Source organism: Candidatus Pelagibacter sp. Uisw_101, assembly GCF_047727615.1.
Classification (GTDB): Bacteria; Pseudomonadota; Alphaproteobacteria; order Pelagibacterales; family Pelagibacteraceae; genus Pelagibacter.
This window is the reverse complement of the sequence record NZ_CP159821.1, coordinates 445,860-465,749: the sequence shown is the minus strand read 5'-3', so window position 1 is coordinate 465,749 and position 19,890 is coordinate 445,860. Positions and strand designations below refer to the sequence as shown.

Below are 19,890 nucleotides of genomic sequence, written 5' to 3'. Positions count from 1 at the left end.
AATTTCATAAATTTATTTTATACTAAGAACTTCAGTTTAGCTCTAATCACCCTATATTTAATCAAAGCATAAAAGCTTTTAAACATAATGTATAAATCCACCCATATTGTCCAATTATTTAAGTACCAAATATCAAAATCTACTCTTCTTTTCATGCTCTTTGGGTCAGGTGTGGCTCCTCTAAGTCCATTTACTTAATTACATCCTGTCAAACCAACGTTACACTTATGTCTTTTAAGATAATTTCAAAGCAAAGATGAATAATAAATATACTGCCCTACCATGCGTGGTCTTCGTTCAATAATAGACATATTTCCATTTAATATATTAATAAACTGACACAATTCATCAATACTAAATCGTCTTAGAAATAAATTTACTTTTAAAAATATTTTATAATCTTTTGGGACTTGTAGAGTTTTGTCATAATTAGTTTTTTATATAATGTAAAATTTTTAAGGGTTATTTTAGCTGTCATTAATATTTTAAAACATAAATATTGGTAAATAATTTTATTTTTAGGAGTAATTTATTTATCAAATATTTTTTTGATTTCATTATTTAGATTATTTTTATTAATTTTTTCTTTATTTTTATTATAATCTATTTCACTTGCTTTACTGTCTTCAAATGCATTTGAAACTACATTCTCTCCTTTAATAACTTTATTTATTGAGTTTACTTTTTCAATAAAACTAATTCTTTCATTTTTTAAATTACTTATTTCTAAATTTATATTTTTTGATTTCTTTTGATAATTCAGTAATTCATTGTTAATCCTTAAGCTATCCTCTTGGTAAAAAATTATTTTATTTTCTAGATTTTCTATTTGTTTATTTTTTTCTTCAATAACATTTTTGGGTAATTTTAAAGTATTGGTTAAGACTTGTAGTTTATCAGTTTTTTTTTCAAGTTCATATTTTTCATTCTTGAGGGTTTTTAAATTACTTTCTAACTTTAAACTATTTGATTCTAAATTTTTATTTTCAACTTGTAATAAATTTGTATTTATAACCTCTTTTTTAAGATTATATTTTATCTTATTTTTTTCATTTACTAGGTTCAAAATATCATCTTTTAGCAATATATTAGATTTGTCTTTTTCTTCTCCATGAAATTTTAATACAGAAATTTTATTTCTCAATGAAACTAATTCTTCTTTTAATTCAATTATTAATTTGATTGTATTTTTTTTTACTTTATTCTTAAAAAAATTATAAAGTTCATCTAATAACTCATCTTTATTTACATTATGAATAACAACCGGCACTCTTTTTATAAAATTTTTATTTTGTATAAGTAAAGGTTTCTTTTTATTGTTAATTTTTTTAATTTTATTTAATTCTATATTATTATAAACTGGGGTATCTTTTTTTTTAAGGATAGAATTAGATGCATTGATAATTTCCTCTATAGAATAAATATTCATTATAATTCACTTACAAGTTTAATTTTGTATTATGAATTATTAGTACTAATTATGAGTCAACTAAATATACTAAAAATTTATGTTATAAAATTAGATGTAATATATTAGTACATTATTTAATCATTCTTCTTAAATACGACGTAAAATGTCTTTAAAATAATCAAATAATCTAGCCATAAGGTCCAATTATTTAAATACCATAAATCATATTCCATTCTTTTACGCATATGCTCTGATGTAGGTGTGGCACCTCTATTTCCATTTACTTGAGCCCACCCAGTTAAGCCCGGATTGGATTTATGTCTTTTTAAAAAATTCTCAAATAGAGAGGAGTATAATATATCATGTTCAACCATATGAGGTCTTGGCCCAACAATGGACATATCGCCAATTAAAACATTATAAAATTGAGGTAACTCATCAATACTAAATCTTCTGATAAACTTTCCAATTTTTAAAACCCTACTATCTCCTACTTGAACCTGAACAGTTTTATCAAATTTAATTTTTTTGAGAGATCTTAATTTGTAAATCTTAAATCTTCTTCCATCCCAACCTGTTCTATCTTGTGTGAAAAATAGAGGAAATCCGTCTTCTAAATAAATAAGCAACATAGAGATAGCGATTAATGGTGAAAAGCTAATTAAAAATATTAAAGATAATATCTTATCAGAAATTATTTTTAAAAGTAATTTGAAACCATAAAATTTTGATATTTCATAATATTTAAATTTATATTTATTATTAATTAAATTTTCTTTTAATCCAACAACTTTAGATGCTACATCAATGATCAAAATATCGACAGAAAATTTTAGCACGTTATTTAATAATATTTCTAAGTCATTTTTTTTATTATCTAAAATCCAAATTTGACCTAGAGAATGATATTCTAAAATTGATCTGATATCTGCTATTTGAGTAAAAATTGGAATTTTTAATTCAATTCTTAACTTACTTAAATCTGTGTATTTATCAGTTATTATAAGACAACATTTATAAATATTAATTTTTTCACTATGCTCATTCATTAATTTTAGAATATCTTTAAACTCACCCACTATCATTATATTACGTTGAATAATATTTTCATTTATTAGGTAATTATACGAATAATTTGTTAATATTTTTGTGAGATATAAAATAAGAATAATAAAAAACACCATATACAAAAATGATAAAGTTAAATTTATCTCAAATGTAAAACTAAATACTAAATACAATAAAATTGTAATAACAAATGGTAAAATATCATATCTTAAAAATATAATAAAATTTGATTTATATTTATTTGAATTATTTAAAAATATTGAGATTAAAAAATAAATAGGAATTATAAAAATTGAAATATTATAATATTTTGAATTTGTAAAAATATTAATATTAAACAGATCATAAATTGTTTTAAATTCTAATATTGAAAATATGTATATTGATAATAAAATAGAAATTACCTTTAAAAGTGATGATATCTTTATAAAAAAAGAATCGTCATTTTGAAAAACTTTTTCAAGTCTAAACATTATTTAAGTTTTATTGTAATAATTTGATGAATAATTATAATTATAGTTATAATTATAATAACTATCTTTTGAGGTGTCTAAATCATTAATAACAATTCCATCAATTTTAGCACCAACATTTTGAATTTTTTTTATAGAAGACATAAAAGCTAACGTTCTTGAAGTTTCAGATCGTATAATAAATAAATTATAATCTGATGCTTGAGTTAGAATTAACGTATCAGACACAGGTTGAACGGGTGGCGAGTCAATTATTACATAGTCATATTGTGTCTTCAATACATCAAAAAACTTTTTAATCTGTTCTCTACTAACAATATCCGACATGTCAAATCGCTTAGCGCCTGAGGTAATAATTTCTAATTTGGTACCTGGAACGGTAAAAATTGTATCTTTTAGGCTGTTATTAGAGGATATAATCTCCCCCAAACCAAAAATTTCCTTATCAAATTTATAGAAGCTGTTTAGGACTGATGGTCTTCTAATGTCAGCTTCGACAAATAATACTTTGTAAGTTTTCTCTAATGATAAAGCTAGATTAAAAGCATAACTTGTTTTACCTTCAGAAGGGTTGCTAGAGGTTACTAAAAAACTACTATTTTTTTTAAACTTTGATTCAATAATTGCCCTTGAAGATCTTATAGCTTCTGAAAAATTTGATTCACTATCTTCTAAAAAATTTTGTAAAATATGATAGCCTTTTTTAATATTGATAACTTTTGGCAAGATGCCAATTTGTGGAATATTTAAATGTTCTATAGCTTCTGGTGTTTTAATTACAGCAGAATTCATTTCTCTATAAAATATTAATCCATAAAAAAATAAAGATGACACTATCAGAGAAGTTATAAAATTTTTATACGGTTTAGGAGAAAATGGCCCATTTGGCAAACTTGGAGTTTCAATTATTTTTAGTTTAGATATTTGTAAATTTTGAGCTTCGTTTGTTTCTTTAACTCTTTGTAAAAATGTTTCATATAATTTTCTACTACTTTCAACCTCTCTTGAAAAATTCATCATCCCAGCTTCCTTTTCTTCTATCTCTCTTAAATTGTTTTTAGCATTTTCAAGATCATTCTTAGATAAATTAATAAAATTATTAAGATTACTCAATTCAAAAACTTTAATTTGAATGACTTCATTTAAAATATTTTTTAATTGTTTTTCTAAACTTATATTTAATGTGTTTGCTTGTGTAACTTTTGGGTGCTTGGGTGTGTACACTAATAATAATGATTGAATGTTATTCTTATTAGCTGAAAGATTGTTTTTAATATTAGTAATTTCTTTTCTTTCATTAAGATCTTTAATAGCAAGTAAAATATCTACATCACCGTTTGCAGCTTTAACAGAAATTAAATCATTTTCGTGTTTTTGAATCTCCTGTTTAGATTTAAGAATATTATTAGAAATAGATTGAATTTCTTTAATTATTAATTCCTTAACATTGCCTGTATCTACTAGGTTATTTTCTTTTTTATATTTTGCTAATTTTTTATCAGCTATATTCATTTGGATAGCTAATTCTTTTAAACGTTCTGTAATCTTTATATTTGCATAGTTAGTAATTTGAATTTTGCTATCTACTTCATATCGTTGATAGGAATCTATAATATTTTTTAAAGCTAATTGTGAGACTTTTGGATTATTTGAAACAAAACTAAGTAATAAAACATCACTTCTAGGAACATTTTTTACGACAAAATTATTTGATAAAATAGATTTTATATAGTCTTTATCAATAATGGTTTCTTTTGATAATATTCTTTTAAAAATGTTCTTTTCTACTGATGAGTATAGCTCTTTAAACTCAAGTTGGTTTTGTTCATCACTTACTATGTATTCTATTACTTCGTCACTTTTTAAAATAGCGATCTGATTATTTACTCTATTTTGCATGCTATCTATTGAATAAGCTTCATCAATATTTACAATTTTGTTCTCATCAGGTGCGATGACTAGTGTTGCTTCACTTAAATATTTTTTTTCAATATTAAGGGATATAAAAAATACAATGATTGAGACTAAGAATGTGGCTATTAAAATATTTTTTATATTTTTTTTAGCTAGTAATAAAAAAAAGCTTAGGTCTCCAAGGTCAAATAAATTAAATAAGTTTCCTATTCTACCAAACATTGAATTAATTTACTTAATGTCTGTGAAGTAAATATCTAAAATAAATTTACTAAATTAGTAAACAAAGATTGTTTATACTGATTACTTTGACGGGAATATTTGAGTAATTATGTATTTACTTCTTGTTACTGAAAAAATGTTTGTATAACTTTAAGAATACTTTGTAAATTTACTTTACTAACTTTTTATGGATAGACTACTAGATCCTCACACTCAGAAAATATGTGATGCATTACTTTCAGATATTATCAATACAGTTGATAATGAAGAAACGTGCACAATAAGGTTTTTTAGAAAAGATTTAGTCACTATGACTATTTGGCTATTTATACTCAAATCTTATAATGAATACAAATCTATCAACATTGAGGATATTGCGCGTGAAGTAGCGCCATCAAGTAGAGTCTCTAAACCATCGTTACGTTTAATACTTGAGAATGCTAAAATAAAAAAGTTTATAAGGTTTGTTGATAATCCAAAAGATAATAGATCTTGGATAATTGAACCAGAAGATATAACAATAAATGAATTTAAAAAATGGACTCAAATTTTTTTATAATATCATTAAGATAATTTTTATAATTTTTTTTACTTATAATTGTAGCTCTTTACCTGGTATTAGTAAAAATCCCAAAAAACAAAAAGGCTCAAAGGTTAATCTTGAATCATATACTATTAATAATGTTAAAATAGATATTATAAAAATTAATGAACTTAATGAAAATCAGATCAATAAATACAATAATTTACAAATAAAAGAACTTAAGTATTCAATAGAAAAATTTCCAAATATTTATAATTATAAATACGAATATGCGCTTGGTTCATCTGATGTAGTATCTATTAATTTAACTGATACTGATGATATAGATGGTTCTTACACTATAGGACCTAAAGGATATATTGATTTACCATTTATTGGAAAAATTAAGGTAGATAATTTAACTCTAAACCAATCAAAAGGAATACTACATTCTACTTTGAGTAAATATTATACAAATACAGATTTACAAATTAAAATAGAACAGTTTAATAGTAGTAAAGTGTATATATTAGGTGCTGTTCGGAACCAAATTACAATAAATCTCGATCAAAAACCTATTAGGTTGATTGATGCTGCAATTCAAGCAAGTTACAACCCAAATTCTCAAGATAAATCATTTGGAAGCAAAGGCTTGCTTAGAAGAGATAACAAAGTTTATAAAATAGATATAAACAATATATTTCAAAGCACAAATGCTAATGACAACTTCTTTCTTAAAAAAGATGATGTTTTATATGTGGATAGAAACTCTGATGCAATACATGTTTTTGGTGAAGTAACAAAACCAGGTGTCTATTTTCCAAACAAGGATTATTCATTAACTGAATTAATATCTACTGCTGGACTAAATAATCTAACTTCAAACGCATCAAAAGTTTATGTACTAAGAGAAAATTTTAATAAATTTTTAAAGATTAATATATTCCAATTAGATATTACTAATCCAACAGGTTTAATATTGGGTAAAAGATTTATGCTTCAACCTAAGGATATAATATTTATACCTGCAGGAGCAATGGTTAAATGGAATAGAGTAATAAGTTTATTGATACCGCAAACAGATTTATTTAGCTCTTATAATCCAATTATTCAAGAAGGTATGAAAGCAAGCTCTGCAAATATGACTCCCTAAAAAATTATCTATTAAATTTATACTTAACATCGTTATTTCTTTTATAATTTACACTTAATAACAAAATGAATAAGAGTTGAATTAATGGTATATGAAAAGAAAAATCAAAAGTTAAGATAAAAAATAATAAGTAAAATAATATAATATTTCTAAAATTAAAAATGTGACTTTTAATAGAGATGAATAGAACACTTAAAACAAGTAAAATTGAACCAATTAACCCAAATTCACCCATAAATTGAATTAAACCTGAGTGAGCATGCACAGCAAATTGTCTTGATAAATTTTGATAATTTATCTTAAGTAGATACTCAAACCCTCCACCTCCATAACCAAAAAATATAAACTTTTTAAACTCTATATATGCAAATTGAGCAAGATCGCCCCGAGATAAACTCATTTCAATAGCTGTTGAAAATTGTTTAATTTCTTGACTTAAAAATGAATATCTTTGTATTAATTTTTCTGACCCAAAAAAGAAGCCTAAAATCAATATATCAAATAATATAATTAATATTAGTGTTATTAAAAATAATCTATTTTTTTTTTCATTTAAATATAATGATTGTAATAAATGTATAAATATTAACGAAACTAGTAAAAAATTTCCCAACCTTGAAAAAGAAGTAATTATTCCGATTGTGATTAATAAAATAAAAATCCTAACATAGATTTTTTTAAAGAAATTATAAGTGTTATCTTTTTGAAACATATCAACTAACTTTAAATATTCGATACCACAAAAGAAACACAGTACTAAAAAACAAGAAAAAACTGTTCTATTGGTAAAAAAACCTGTAGCTGCAGCTTTATAAGCTGTATTTTTTAGAATGAAAAAATCAGGGTTACCTATTAAAAAGAAATATATTGCAACGCTAGAAGCTAGCGCTCCTAATAAAATAATAAAATAATAAAATCTAAATATATCTTTAGTTTTATAAAAAATACTTTTAAAAATAATTAAATATAAAAATATTGATAAATAATTTAATAAACCGAAGAAAGAATTAGATGGATTCAAGCTAATAGAAGTATAACCATCATTAAAGTCTAATTTTTTTAAAATATTGTATTTTTCAGGTGATAAAAAATTAATCCACTCTATAGGCAGAGGTATTGTTTGAAATATTAAAAAACTTACAAATAAAATATATAATTTAATTGCTAATTTATTTGTTGTAAGTATTTCTCTTACGTGCGCTAAATAATTTTTTTCTCTTATAAAAAATAAAAAAAAGATTGAAACTATTATAAAATTAAACTGAATATATAAATTGTTATTTCCTCCATTAAAAATAACCATTAGAGTTATAATTAACAAAAAAATATATTGATAAAGCTTACTTTTTTTAATCATTATAAATTTGGGGATACATCATAGGCTGAATTATAAATTGGTGGATAGCCAGAACTCATGCCCTCATTATTGTAACCTGCTGAATTATATCCCTGATAATCTCGTCCATTTGAATCATATGCAGTTCCATTTTGGTGTTTGAATGGTGAGCTATTACTAAATCCCTTAGCATTATATGTTGCACCAGCAGTTACTGCTGGGAAATTTATAGCTAAATTACTAGTATTATTATCTTCATCTGTTGCTGTGATTGTAACACTAGTTGCAGCTTGCACTGTACTAGGTGTTCCCGAAACTGAACCTGTCATTAAGTCTAATCCATCAGGTAAAGTTCCACTGTAAGTATAAGATATTGTTCCAACTCCTGATGCAGATAAACTTATTGAAGTAATTCCAGTACCTTTAGTTAAAGTTGAAGGAAAATCTCCTTGTGTTGTAGTCCAAGCTACACTTCCACCAGCAGTTACTGCTGGGAAATTTATAGCTAAATTACTAGTATTATTATCTTCATCTGTTGCTGTGATTGTAACACTAGTTGCAGCTTGCACTGTACTAGGTGTTCCCGAAACTGAACCTGTCATTAAGTCTAATCCATCAGGTAAAGTTCCACTGTAAGTATAAGATATTGTTCCAACTCCTGATGCAGATAAACTTATTGAAGTAATTCCAGTACCTTTAGTTAAAGTTGAAGGAAAATCTCCTTGTGTTGTAGTCCAAGCTACACTTCCACCAGCAGTTACTGCTGGGAAATTTACAGCTAAATTACTAGTATTATTATCTTCATCTGTTGCTGTGATTGTAACACTAGTTGCAGCTTGCACTGTATTAGGTGTTCCCGAAACTGAACCTGCCGTTAAGTCTATTCCACTAGGGAAAGATCCGCTATTCAAAGAATAAGATATTGTTCCAACTCCTGATGCAGATAAACTTATTGAAGTAATTCCAGTACCTTTAGTTAAAGTTGAAGGAAAATCTCCTTGTGTTGTAGTCCAAGCTACACTTCCACCAGCAGTTACTGCTGGGAAATTTATAGCTAAATTACTAGTATTATTATCTTCATCTGTTGCTGTGATTGTAACACTAGTTGCAGCTTGCACTGTATTAGGTGTTCCCGAAACTGAACCTGCCGTTAAGTCTATTCCACTAGGGAAAGATCCGCTATTCAAAGAATAAGATATTGTTCCAACTCCTGATGCAGATAAACTTATTGAAGTAATTCCAGTACCTTTAGTTAAAGTTGAAGGAAAATCTCCTTGTGTTGTAGTCCAAGCTACACTTTCACCAGCAGTTACTGCTGGGAAATTTATAGCTAAATTACTAGTATTATTATCTTCATCTGTTGCTGTGATTGTAACACTAGTTGCAGCTTGCACTGTACTAGGTGTTCCCGAAACTGAACCTGTCATTAAGTCTAATCCATCAGGTAAAGTTCCACTGTAAGTATAAGATATTGTTCCAACTCCTGATGCAGATAAACTTATTGAAGTAATTCCAGTACCTTTAGTTAAAGTTGAAGGAAAATCTCCTTGTGTTGTAGTCCAAGCTACACTTTCACCAGCAGTTACTGCTGGGAAATTTATAGCTAAATTACTAGTATTATTATCTTCATCTGTTGCTGTGATTGTAACACTAGTTGCAGCTTGCACTGTACTAGGTGTTCCCGAAACTGAACCTGTCATTAAGTCTAATCCATCAGGTAAAGTTCCACTGTAAGTATAAGATATTGTTCCAACTCCTGATGCAGATAAACTTATTGAAGTAATTCCAGTACCTTTAGTTAAAGTTGAAGGAAAATCTCCTTGTGTTGTAGTCCAAGCTACACTTCCACCACCTTGACTATTTCCATATTTATCATATCCATCCGAGTCATATATAGTTCCTGTATCTTTATGGTAGTAAGGTGTTTCCATATTAAATCCAGCTGCATCATATGTTATCATTGAATTACCTGAACTAGGCATAGAGTTTCCGTTTTTATCTAATCCATCATCATTATAAATGGTTCCAGTATCCTTGTGATAGTAAGGTGGGGCAAAAGCAAATCCCGATGCGTCATATAAATCTGCTGCATCATCTTCTGCTATGTTTGCTGTCGCTAAGGCTAAGGCTGCTGCTGCATCGTCATCTGCTGTAGTTGCTGTATTAGTAGATGTAACGGTATCAACTAAATCATTAAACTGATTCATTTTTTCAGTATCAAAGTATATGTTGTTAGTTGCTGCTGTAGTAGCAACCATAGCTAAAGTTTCTGCTGCAAGAGTAGAGTTTGGATCTTTTGCTGATACAGTTGCAATGCTATCTAACATTGTACTTGCAGTAGCTGCATCTGATTTAGTAATTATATTCCCTAGCATCATGGCACCATCTTCACTGGTAGCTGCACTAAATACAGCATCTTCCATCATTTGATCAAATTGTGCTTGTCCTTCACCTTCAAAATTCATGTCTTCAAATGATTCATTGTCTGCCATAGACGATAAAACTTCCAATGCTAGAGTTGAGTCTGTGAATGTTTTGCCCACTTTTCCAATAGTATCCATCATCATACCCATACTTTCTTCACTTCCATTGGCCATCATATTCCCTAGCATCATGGCACCATCTTCACTGGTAGCTGCACTAAATACAGCATCTTCCATCATTTGATCAAATTGTGCTTGTCCTTCACCTTCAAAATTCATGTCTTCAAATGATTCATTGTCTGCCATAGACGATAAAACTTCCAATGCTAGAGTTGAGTCTGTGAATGTTTTGCCCACTTTTCCAATAGTATCCATCATCATACCCATACTTTCTTCACTTCCATTGGCCATCATATTCCCTAGCATCATGGCACCATCTTCACTGGTAGCTGCACTAAATACAGCATCTTCCATCATTTGATCAAATTGTGCTTGTCCTTCACCTTCAAAATTCATGTCTTCAAATGATTCATTGTCTGCCATAGACGATAAAACTTCCAATGCCAAAGTTGAGTCTGTGAATGTTTCTCCTACCTGTCCAATAGTATCCATCATCATACCCATACTTTCTTCACTTCCATTGGCCATCATATTCCCTAGCATCATGGCACCATCTTCACTGGTAGCTGCACTAAATACAGCATCTTCCATCATTTGATCAAATTGTGCTTGTCCTTCACCTTCAAAATTCATGTCTTCAAATGATTCATTGTCTGCCATAGACGATAAAACTTCCAATGCTAGAGTTGAGTCTGTGAATGTTTCTCCTACCTGTCCAATAGTATCCATCATCATGTAAACACTTTCTTCACTTCCTTTACTCATTATATTTGCTAACAACATGGCACCATCTTCACTATTGGCTGCACTAAATACAGCTGTTTCCATTAATCTATCAATTTGAGCTTGTTCTTCACCTCCAAAGTCCACATTATAAAATGAAGTAGAGTCTGCAACAGAAGATAAAACTTGTAATGAAAGGCTTGAACCTTCATTGTTGGCATCAGATATTTCAACAAAATTTACCATTCTCTCAACTGTAGCACCATCGGATTTTGAAATTATATTACCAATTAACGCTATGTTGTTATTGTCATTATCAAAATCATTTAACATCTGAGTATAAATTTTTTCTTTAATGGCATTATTAGTTTCTGAGTTAGATGTCGTAAGAAAAGTATTATCTTCACTAGCTAGATTTGTTATTACACTAGTAAGTAAATCATTATTAGATTCAAAAATCTTATCCATTGATTGACCAATGCTTGTTTCATCAGACTGATTTAAAACTTGTGATAAAAATTCTGTATTGTCACCAGTAGAGTTATCAACAATAAAATCTAACTTTTCCTGTTTTTCAAGTTTAATACCTTCTTTAATGATATCAATATCAGATACATCGATTACCCCATCACCATTAGCATCCAAAAGACTACCATTTAATAATTTTTCTTCTAGATTTTTTTGAATTACATTTTCATCAATAGAACTTGCTTTAATTAGATCATTAGAAACATTTACTAATTCTTGTTTTTCATCATCAGTTTTTGGTCTTTCAGAAATACCAGTTTCAATGTTTACAGAAATTACCTGATCAGTATCAAAGAGCGTTTTTACTTCACCTTCTGATGAAATACTTATTGTTCCAACATTACCAAAGCTATCTTCTGCTAAACTAACTTCTGAGGTTCCATCTGGATTATTTTCTATATTAAATCTAGTACCCTTAACGTTCAAAGTCATGGTAGGAAGCACTATAGTCATAGAACCATCATTTTTTTTTGCAATCTTCCCTGACTCGATGATCACTGATCCTTTCTCAACCACACCTATAAAAATGTCTTTTAAACCAGTAATATTGAAATCAGTTACTTTGAATGAGGATAATTCTTTTATTATTATGGTTGAACTGTCATTGTATTGGGCAGTTACAGTAGATAGTTCATTAGTTAAAATTTCATCTTGTAATAAAATTTCATCATATAAGTTTAATAATCTTTTTTCTCCCTCAGCATTAATAGCAAAAACTTCATTTTTAAGACTTACAATAGTCCCTATTTTTTCTCCTGAATGTGTTTTGTTAATTGATATTAAAAAAAATAAAGAGGTTAAAATTAATAAAAAATAGATTTTTTTAAATGATGTATTAATATTGTTCATATGAAAAATTTTATCTTTTTTCACTTATTAAAATTTCTTATCGTTTCTTTACTGACATATAATATGTTTGCAGTGTCAGTCCTTTATTTACCATCAATAAATATAAAGAGTTTTTTTTGGCAATGGACTCCTTACAGTTACAAACAAGCTCTAGGCTTTCCTAATCATTTAGACAAAGCATCTCTGTTAAACAAAAGCAATAGACTGCTAGTATTAAGTTTTTTAAATAAAAGTATATATAAAGATTTTTTAGATATTGATTTTTGGAACTATAAGCATATTTTAGAAAGCATGGACCGAGATAATATTAAAGAATTCGAAAAAAGCTTCTACAAAACATTTAAGCTTTCAAAAAACAATCCAAGAATTAATCTAGAATTACGTAATTATTTTATTAGGAATTATACAAAATTTTCACCAGATTATAGAAATAAGGTTTTAAAAAGTTTTTTCTAATAGGGTAATTAATAAAATTATATTATTATCTTTCAAAAATATCGGAAACTAAAACATCTAAGTTAATATTTTTATTTTTTTCTCCATCTTCTTCAATAAAATTCTGCTTACTTTTTTTAAATCTTGCAGAAATAATATTATTGTCATCATTATAATTTTGTAAATCTTTAATTTGATTAAAAATCTTATTATTTTTACTTTCAATATTGGATAGATTTTCATTTGCTATATCGGCTAATTTTTGGGAATTTAAAAGCTCACTAGACAGTCTTACATTTTCATTTTGATAAAATTTAATTTTTTCATCGTTATCTGAAATTATTTTTTTTTGTGAATTAATTAATTTATCTTGAATTACACATTTGTCTAATGTGTGTTGACTTGCCATTTCAAACAAAGAATTTTTTTCATCCTTATATAGATTTAATTCCTTTGTTTTATTTTTTAGTTCTTTAGTAATTTTTGACTTGTCTTTTTGGATATTTTTATTAATTCCAATTGTTATATTTTTAATTTTTGAAATTTCTTGCTTTAAGTTATTTGTTTGTAAAGCTTCACTTTCGGTCTTGACTTCGTTTTTTAATATCAGTGGTTGATCTTCATTATATAAGTTTAAATCTTTATAATTCATGCAGGTTTATAAATTGTTAATTAATGAAGTTGCTTTTATCTTCTCCAAAAACTTACTTTTTTTGTATTTGTTTCTTCTTTTTTTTCTTTTTGTTTGAACTGATTAATATTGATGGTCTCTTCGTTTAAGGTCGTATTTTTATTAGAAATTATGTTCGATGATTTAATTTTCATCTCTAAATAGTTCGTCTTATTTTCAAAGTCTTTATTTTTGTTTAAAATTTTATCTGAAGTTTCTTTAAGTTCATCTTTCATTTCTTCTATTTTATTTTCTAACTCAGCTTGTTCAGCATTGATTTTTTCTGTGTTAGTGATGCGTTTTTCAAACAAAATAATTCTATCTTCTATTGTTTTTTGCTCACTTAATTCCTTATTTTTCACTTTTAAGTCTTTTTCTAATTCTTCAATTTTAGAATTATATTTGCTTAGTTGCTCATTTAGAGAGTTTTCTTTTTTTTCCCAGCTAAGATCAAGCTCTTCTAATTTATCTAATATATACTCAGATTTTAATTTATATATCCATTCTTTATTACAGCTACTACATTGTATTAGTTTACCTTCTATTGATGACTCATCAATATCAGTGTCTATATCAGCTTTACAATACTTGCAGTTCAGATTCATTTTTATAAAATTTTAAAATTAACTAAACTTAACTAGATTGTAAAATTATATATATAGAAAAAAATTATATAAAAATAATTGATATTAATTTGTATTAATTATTTTTTAATTGCGTATTTTTTTCTTATGTTTGAGAAAAATTTTCTAATCAATGCCGCACCTACTCCTAAAAGAATTGCAAACATAATTGAAAATAATCCATAAAAAAATGGCATGTCTTCTGAAAATTCTAAAATAAATAGTGAGAAAAAATTTAAATCTGAATTTAATACTTTTATTATTTCTTTCTCAGCTTGTTCAGCGAAAAAAGTTTCATAAGCAATAGCTATTCCAACTATTAATAATAAAATTGCGAGTAATGCTTTCAAGCCAGAACTATCAATTTTTTCACCAAGTTTTTGTCCTATTTGAACACCTATGATTGATCCAATAACCAACATAACAACTAGCATTAGATCTATAGATCCAAAATTAAATGAATGCAAAAAAGTTACTATGACACTTACAAAAATTGTTACAAACAAAGAAGTTCCTGGAACTAATTTTGTTGGCATTTTAATTATATAAATCATTGCAGGCACTAATATAAAAGCACCTCCTATACCCATTATAGCAGCAATAAATCCTACAAATAAACCAATTATAATGGGGGTAAATATACTTTCGTATAACTTTGATTTTGGAAACCTCATTCTTAATGGAAGACCATGTATCCAATAATGAACGTGTAATTTTTTTTTAACTATAAGGTTTCTTTTTGCTCTGTCTATTTCTCCAAGACTTTCGACTAACATCAATGTACCAATTATTGCAAGTATATACATATAAGCTAAAGAAATAACTGTATCAATTTTTCCGATACCCTTAAAATATGTAAAAATATAAATACCTAATGCGGTTCCAATTGTTCCACCAATAACAATCATAAGACCCATTTTATAATCTAAAGTATTTTTTAAATAATGAGTTGTTGATCCTGATACTGATGTTGCAAGAATATTGTTAGCTTCATTTGCAACAGCATATGCAGGTGGTACGCCTAAAAAAATTAAGAATGGGGTCATTAAAAAACCACCACCAACACCAAATAAACCTGAAAGCACTCCAACGATTGCACTCAATAAAAGTATCTCAACAGGATTAACAAATACTTGAGCTATTGGTAGAAAAACGTCCATAAAAAATTAACAGTTATTAAAAAACAACTTAATTAAATGTGATAAAAGTTCCAACTAAAATGATACCCCAATAAGCAGCTAGACTAACAAAGATGCCGGTTTTGATAATAGTTACTTTAAAATCTGAAATTTTGTTTAATATTTTTATGTTGGAAATTGACATTACAACCGTCAATACACCCAGTTAATTATTTGTCAAATAAATAGTTAATATAAAATGATTTTTTTTATTAGTAGATGGTTGCTCCAAAAACCTTAACATCATCCCCTTCAACACCAAGGACTAACCTTCCAAGGAACTCACCTTCAATTTCTTTACTCTTTTGTTTAAATAAGACTGTAATATTCATACCTCGTCTTAAACATCCAAATGCCTCATAATCCTCAGATAAACTAGTTAATAACTTGTTGTTAGCCCACTGCTTTCCAAGTTCTACTTCATTAGCCCCAAATAACATTTGGGTTCCAAAGTCCTTAGTAAACCCACCATAATCTTTCATATTTGATGTCTTAACGAGATTATCCCAAATAGGATTAGCAATTGCTATAATCTCATCATCAGATTTCTCTAAAAGATTCATATTTTAGGTTATTGTTTAAGAAGCTTTTCTCTTCTCGTTCTCGTCAACTATGTGGTAAACCGGCACTTTTTCTAATGAAAATTTACCAGTTTTTGGATCACGTCTAGAAACTGTTAAGCAATGCCAATTGTCATCATCAAGTTTCATATGATCACCTCTGTAATAGTAACCAGGCCAACGTGTTTCTTCACGGAACATAGTGTGTTCAGTTACACATTGAGAAGTCAAAGCTCTATGTTTTAGCTCCCAAGCTCTCATAAGTTGGTGTAAATCTTCAGCTCCAACTTTTTCCAAATCTTCCTCTAACCAAGCAAGTAATTCTAGGCCTCTTTTAAGCATATTACCATTGGTCATGTAGTTAGTTGCAATTCCCCCAACATACTCGTCCATAATTCTTTGTAGACGTTGAAGTCCTTGAATTGGAGAAATATAACTAGGTGAAACTGTTCCACCAGTAATTTCATTTTGAGCAACTTGATAAGTCTCAAGGGGTTTAAATATGGCCTCTTTGAAATCTTCACATTGCTTATCAGTAACTTTAATACCTTCTGCTTTTTTATCATTTATATACTTAACTGCAGCTTTTGCAGCTAAACGACCTTCAGTAAATGATCCAGATGAAAATTTATGAGCACTTCCACCAACAGTATCACCTGCTCCAAAAAGTCCATCAATAGTTAACATTCTGTTATAACCCCAGAAATATTCTGGAGGAGATAAATCTTCAGGACCACTAACCCAAGCCCCAGAACATGTTGCATGAGAACCCATAACATAAGGCTCAGATGTAGTTAATTCAGGATTTGTATATTTGGGATCAATATTTTGAGAAGCCCAAACAACAGCTTGACCAACAGTCATACCAAGAAAATTTTCCCAACCAACTGTTTCTAGGTGTGGGTCTTGGAAAGCTTCAGTAGTCACCATATGAATTGGTCCACCACCTGCAATAGTTTCTTGTATAAATGCGTGGTTTCTTAAGCATGTAGGAGTTGGATGATGATCAATGTATTCACCAACTAATTCTTTAGTTTGATCATACCACTTCTTCTCATAATTCTCTCCATTTGCATTTTGAGTATAAGTTTTAAGGTGTAAGAAGTATGCTCCAACTGGACCATAACCATCTTTAAATCTACATAACACAATTCTGTTTTCCATTTGTGTCATTTTAGCTCCAACAGCAATAGGTAACGCATAAGCAGAACCATTACTCCAAGGTGCGTACCAAGTTCTTCCCATTCCCTCACCAACTGCTCTTGGTTTGAAAATATGAGATGCTCCACCTGCTGCAACAATTACAGTTTTTGATCTAAATACATGATAGTCACCAGTTCTCATATTAAAACCAACGGCTCCACCTACTCTATTTTCTTGAGCTTCATCCATTAAAAGATGAGTAATCATTATTCTATTATAAATTTTGTCAGCTGATTTTTTTGCAGCTTCTGCAACGATTGGCTTGTAACTTTCACCATGAATCATGATCTGCCATTTACCTTCTCTAAGGTAACGACCAGTTTTTTCATTTTTCATCATTGGTAAGCCCCACTCATCAAACATATGAACTGTTGAATCAACGTGACGAGCCATGTCATAACCTAAATCTTCTCTAACCATTCCCATTAAATCATTACGCGCATATCTTACGTGGTCTTCAGGTTGATTTTCACCCCACTGCATACCCATGTAACAGTTAATTGCGTATAAACCTTGAGCAACAGCTCCACTTCTATCAATATTAGCTTTTTCAACACAAATAATTTTCATGTCTCTTCCCCAGTGTCTAGCTTCAAAAGTAGCACCAGTTCCAGCCATACCACCACCAACAACTAGTACATCGCAATCCTCAAAATGTGTTTTATGCTTAGCCATTAGTAGTAAACTCCTTTTTTAAAGGTATCTTTTGGTACTGATGGTAATTTACCATCAATATTTAAACCATTAGGCTCAGTGTAAAGCATTTGAGAGTTAATCTCACCATCATTAGGTTTTTCACCTTCAGCTAATTTTGGAATGAACTTTCCCCAAGGCTTTGTTGTAATTGGAGATACAAAATCTTTTGTAGTTCCATTTCTAAATTTAATTTTCCAAGAGATTGTTCCTTTTTCTTCTTCACGTCTAACTCTAACGCTATGACCCATAGGAGCAAAGTCTGCATAACCACGAACATCAATTGCATGATTAGGGCAAGCTTTAACACATGAATAACATTCCCAACAAAAATTAGGTTCAATATTAACTGCTCTTCTAATATTTTCATCGATGTGCATTATATCTGATGGACAAATATCCACGCAGTGACCACATCCATCACATCTCGTCATGTATACAAAAGTTGACATATTATATTACCTCTCTCTTTTTAATAGTGTTTTGGTTGTTCTCTTTTAATTCCTAGTCCAAATTGTTTTGGTGCATCAGCTAATGGGGGAAGATTGTCTCTTGATCCATCTGCTTCTGCTAAGTTTTTTTGGATTGCTGCACCAGGCTTATAAATCATGTGTGCAAATTTTGACCAATAAACTCCCCCAAATAAAACAATGTTTGAGGTAATAAATAAAACTAAAAATAAATATCCTAATCCAGTTGATCCTGAAGATTGAAAATAAGACCAAGCAAGTCCAGTAGTTGCGCATGCAAGAAGTGCTAGAACAAATAAGTCTGCTTTAATAATTCTGTACCAAGGATGAGCTTCTGCTAGTACATCTACTCTTAAAAATAACCAAAACCAGTATCCACCAACACAAGTCATGATTGCTCCAACATGCCAAATCATAGGCCAAATTGTTGGTACAGCAGTTCCTGTTCCTGTGTAACCAAAGACTAATACGACTGATGCAACCCAAAATAAGATAGTTCCATACATTCCCATAACATGAGCAACTCTTCTTTTACCCGCACCAAGTTCTGCAGTAGTTGCAATATCATGCACTACGGTTTTTAAAATAACTGAGGTTTTTTCTCCAACACCAAGCTCTCTTTCGGCAGCTAATTTTGCTTTTTTTGCATTATTGAAAAAGTAAGTAACATTTTTATGATGTATCATTTGAACAACTGTTCCAATAACGATTAGAGCTAACATTGCTAAAACAAAGCCTTGAATTACAGAAGGAGAAATTGATTCTGCTAGTGCAGAAAATGGACTAATTGACATCATATAGACTATTACCCTTTATAACTATTTTTGTTGAATCTTAATTTTGAGTTTTTAGTATAGTTGAAATGATAGATCAACCGTTATTAGGCGTCCTATTTATCAATCAAAAATACAACTTACGCATTACGTTTATAACGTTGTTTTAAGGGAATAACCGACCTAACACCACCTTGTGGATTTTCAACATCACCTTCTCTTCGTGGAATTAAATGAATATGGCAGTGTAAAATTGATTGCCCTGAAACTTTTCCAGCATTAGTACCAATATTAAACCCTTTAATTGTTGAATCTTTTAATAATATCTCCTCTTTAATTTTTTTGATAAGGTTATTGCAAGCAATCACTTCGTCATCATTTAAATCAAAATAATCTTTAACATGCCGCTTTGTAATAATTAAACAATGAAACTCAGACACAGGGTATGTATCATAGCTGGCATAAGCCAACTCATTTTCAGCAGCTGAACCACTTTGTTTAGAGTTGCAGAATAAACAGGGATTATTTGGGTCAAACATAAA

General features: G+C 28.7%; 16 protein-coding genes and 1 pseudogene. 3 read left to right on the top strand and 14 right to left on the bottom strand.

Annotation, left to right across the window (positions count from 1 at the left end):
- Positions 1 to 17 precede the first annotated feature (17 nt).
- From ABXT48_RS02435 to ABXT48_RS02420, 4 genes and pseudogenes are all read right to left on the bottom strand, one after another.
- Positions 18 to 392, bottom strand: a pseudogene (locus ABXT48_RS02435) (sugar transferase).
- A gap of 137 nt (positions 393 to 529) precedes the next feature.
- A complete protein-coding gene (locus ABXT48_RS02430; protein ID WP_415303169.1) occupies positions 530 to 1,429 on the bottom strand; it encodes a hypothetical protein in 900 nt (299 codons plus the stop codon).
- A 116-nt stretch (positions 1,430 to 1,545) separates the two neighbouring features.
- Entirely contained in the window at positions 1,546 to 2,952 is a 1,407-nt protein-coding gene (locus ABXT48_RS02425) for an exopolysaccharide biosynthesis polyprenyl glycosylphosphotransferase (protein ID WP_415303167.1), read from the bottom strand.
- Positions 2,953 to 2,955: 3 nt separating this feature from the next.
- The gene (locus ABXT48_RS02420; RefSeq protein ID WP_415286890.1) at positions 2,956 to 5,088 is read right to left on the bottom strand and encodes a GumC family protein; all 2,133 of its coding nucleotides are present in this window, start codon (positions 5,086 to 5,088) and stop codon (positions 2,956 to 2,958) included.
- Between the two features lie 187 nt (positions 5,089 to 5,275).
- Between ABXT48_RS02420 and ABXT48_RS02415 the strand changes: the two genes are divergently transcribed.
- Both ABXT48_RS02415 and ABXT48_RS02410 read left to right on the top strand, forming a co-directional pair.
- Positions 5,276 to 5,647 (top strand): hypothetical protein, encoded by a 372-nt coding sequence (locus tag ABXT48_RS02415; RefSeq protein ID WP_415303165.1) that lies wholly within the window; start codon positions 5,276 to 5,278, stop codon positions 5,645 to 5,647.
- Positions 5,613 to 6,764, top strand: coding sequence for a polysaccharide biosynthesis/export family protein (locus ABXT48_RS02410; RefSeq protein WP_415303163.1), 1,152 nt, complete (start codon positions 5,613 to 5,615; stop codon positions 6,762 to 6,764). The genes ABXT48_RS02415 and ABXT48_RS02410 overlap by 35 nt, the downstream gene beginning before the upstream one ends.
- Positions 6,765 to 6,768: 4 nt before the next feature.
- Here the strand turns inward: ABXT48_RS02410 and ABXT48_RS02405 are convergent, their stop codons facing one another.
- Complete coding sequence (locus tag ABXT48_RS02405; protein WP_415303161.1) at positions 6,769 to 8,121, bottom strand: O-antigen ligase family protein; 1,353 nt, start codon at positions 8,119 to 8,121, stop codon at positions 6,769 to 6,771.
- Positions 8,121 to 12,767 carry a hypothetical protein gene (locus tag ABXT48_RS02400; protein WP_415303159.1) on the bottom strand — a complete coding sequence of 1,549 codons (4,647 nt, stop codon included), beginning with the start codon at positions 12,765 to 12,767 and terminating at the stop codon, positions 8,121 to 8,123. The genes ABXT48_RS02405 and ABXT48_RS02400 overlap by 1 nt, the downstream gene beginning before the upstream one ends.
- On the opposite strand from ABXT48_RS02400, the gene ABXT48_RS02395 reads away from it, so the two are divergent.
- Entirely contained in the window at positions 12,744 to 13,199 is a 456-nt protein-coding gene (locus ABXT48_RS02395) for a hypothetical protein (protein ID WP_415303157.1), read from the top strand. The two genes, ABXT48_RS02400 and ABXT48_RS02395, sit on opposite strands and share 24 nt — an antisense overlap.
- A 25-nt stretch (positions 13,200 to 13,224) precedes the next feature.
- Here the strand turns inward: ABXT48_RS02395 and ABXT48_RS02390 are convergent, their stop codons facing one another.
- The 8 genes from ABXT48_RS02390 to ABXT48_RS02355 form a co-directional block, all read right to left on the bottom strand.
- Positions 13,225 to 13,830: a hypothetical protein gene (locus tag ABXT48_RS02390; protein WP_415303155.1), complete on the bottom strand. Its 606-nt coding sequence runs from the start codon at positions 13,828 to 13,830 to the stop codon at positions 13,225 to 13,227.
- 35 nt (positions 13,831 to 13,865) lie between these two features.
- Positions 13,866 to 14,453 carry an MJ0042-type zinc finger domain-containing protein gene (locus ABXT48_RS02385; protein WP_415286883.1) on the bottom strand — a complete coding sequence of 196 codons (588 nt, stop codon included), beginning with the start codon at positions 14,451 to 14,453 and terminating at the stop codon, positions 13,866 to 13,868.
- A 98-nt stretch (positions 14,454 to 14,551) separates the two neighbouring features.
- Entirely contained in the window at positions 14,552 to 15,631 is a 1,080-nt protein-coding gene (locus tag ABXT48_RS02380; protein WP_415286882.1) for a TSUP family transporter, read from the bottom strand.
- 230 nt (positions 15,632 to 15,861) lie between these two features.
- Positions 15,862 to 16,212 (bottom strand): hypothetical protein, encoded by a 351-nt coding sequence (locus ABXT48_RS02375; protein WP_415303153.1) that lies wholly within the window; start codon positions 16,210 to 16,212, stop codon positions 15,862 to 15,864.
- Between the two features lie 15 nt (positions 16,213 to 16,227).
- Positions 16,228 to 18,087, bottom strand: coding sequence for an adenylyl-sulfate reductase subunit alpha (aprA, locus tag ABXT48_RS02370; RefSeq protein ID WP_415303151.1), 1,860 nt, complete (start codon positions 18,085 to 18,087; stop codon positions 16,228 to 16,230).
- On the bottom strand, positions 18,087 to 18,557 hold the full coding sequence (gene aprB, locus ABXT48_RS02365; RefSeq protein ID WP_415303149.1) for an adenylyl-sulfate reductase subunit beta: 471 nt from the start codon (positions 18,555 to 18,557) through the stop codon (positions 18,087 to 18,089). The genes aprA and aprB overlap by 1 nt, the downstream gene beginning before the upstream one ends.
- Before the next feature lie 20 nt (positions 18,558 to 18,577).
- On the bottom strand, positions 18,578 to 19,372 hold the full coding sequence (locus ABXT48_RS02360) for an adenylyl-sulfate reductase (RefSeq protein ID WP_415303147.1): 795 nt from the start codon (positions 19,370 to 19,372) through the stop codon (positions 18,578 to 18,580).
- 116 nt (positions 19,373 to 19,488) lie between these two features.
- On the bottom strand, positions 19,489 to 19,887 hold the full coding sequence (locus ABXT48_RS02355; RefSeq protein ID WP_415303145.1) for an HIT family protein: 399 nt from the start codon (positions 19,885 to 19,887) through the stop codon (positions 19,489 to 19,491).
- Between the last annotated feature and the right edge of the window lie 3 nt (positions 19,888 to 19,890).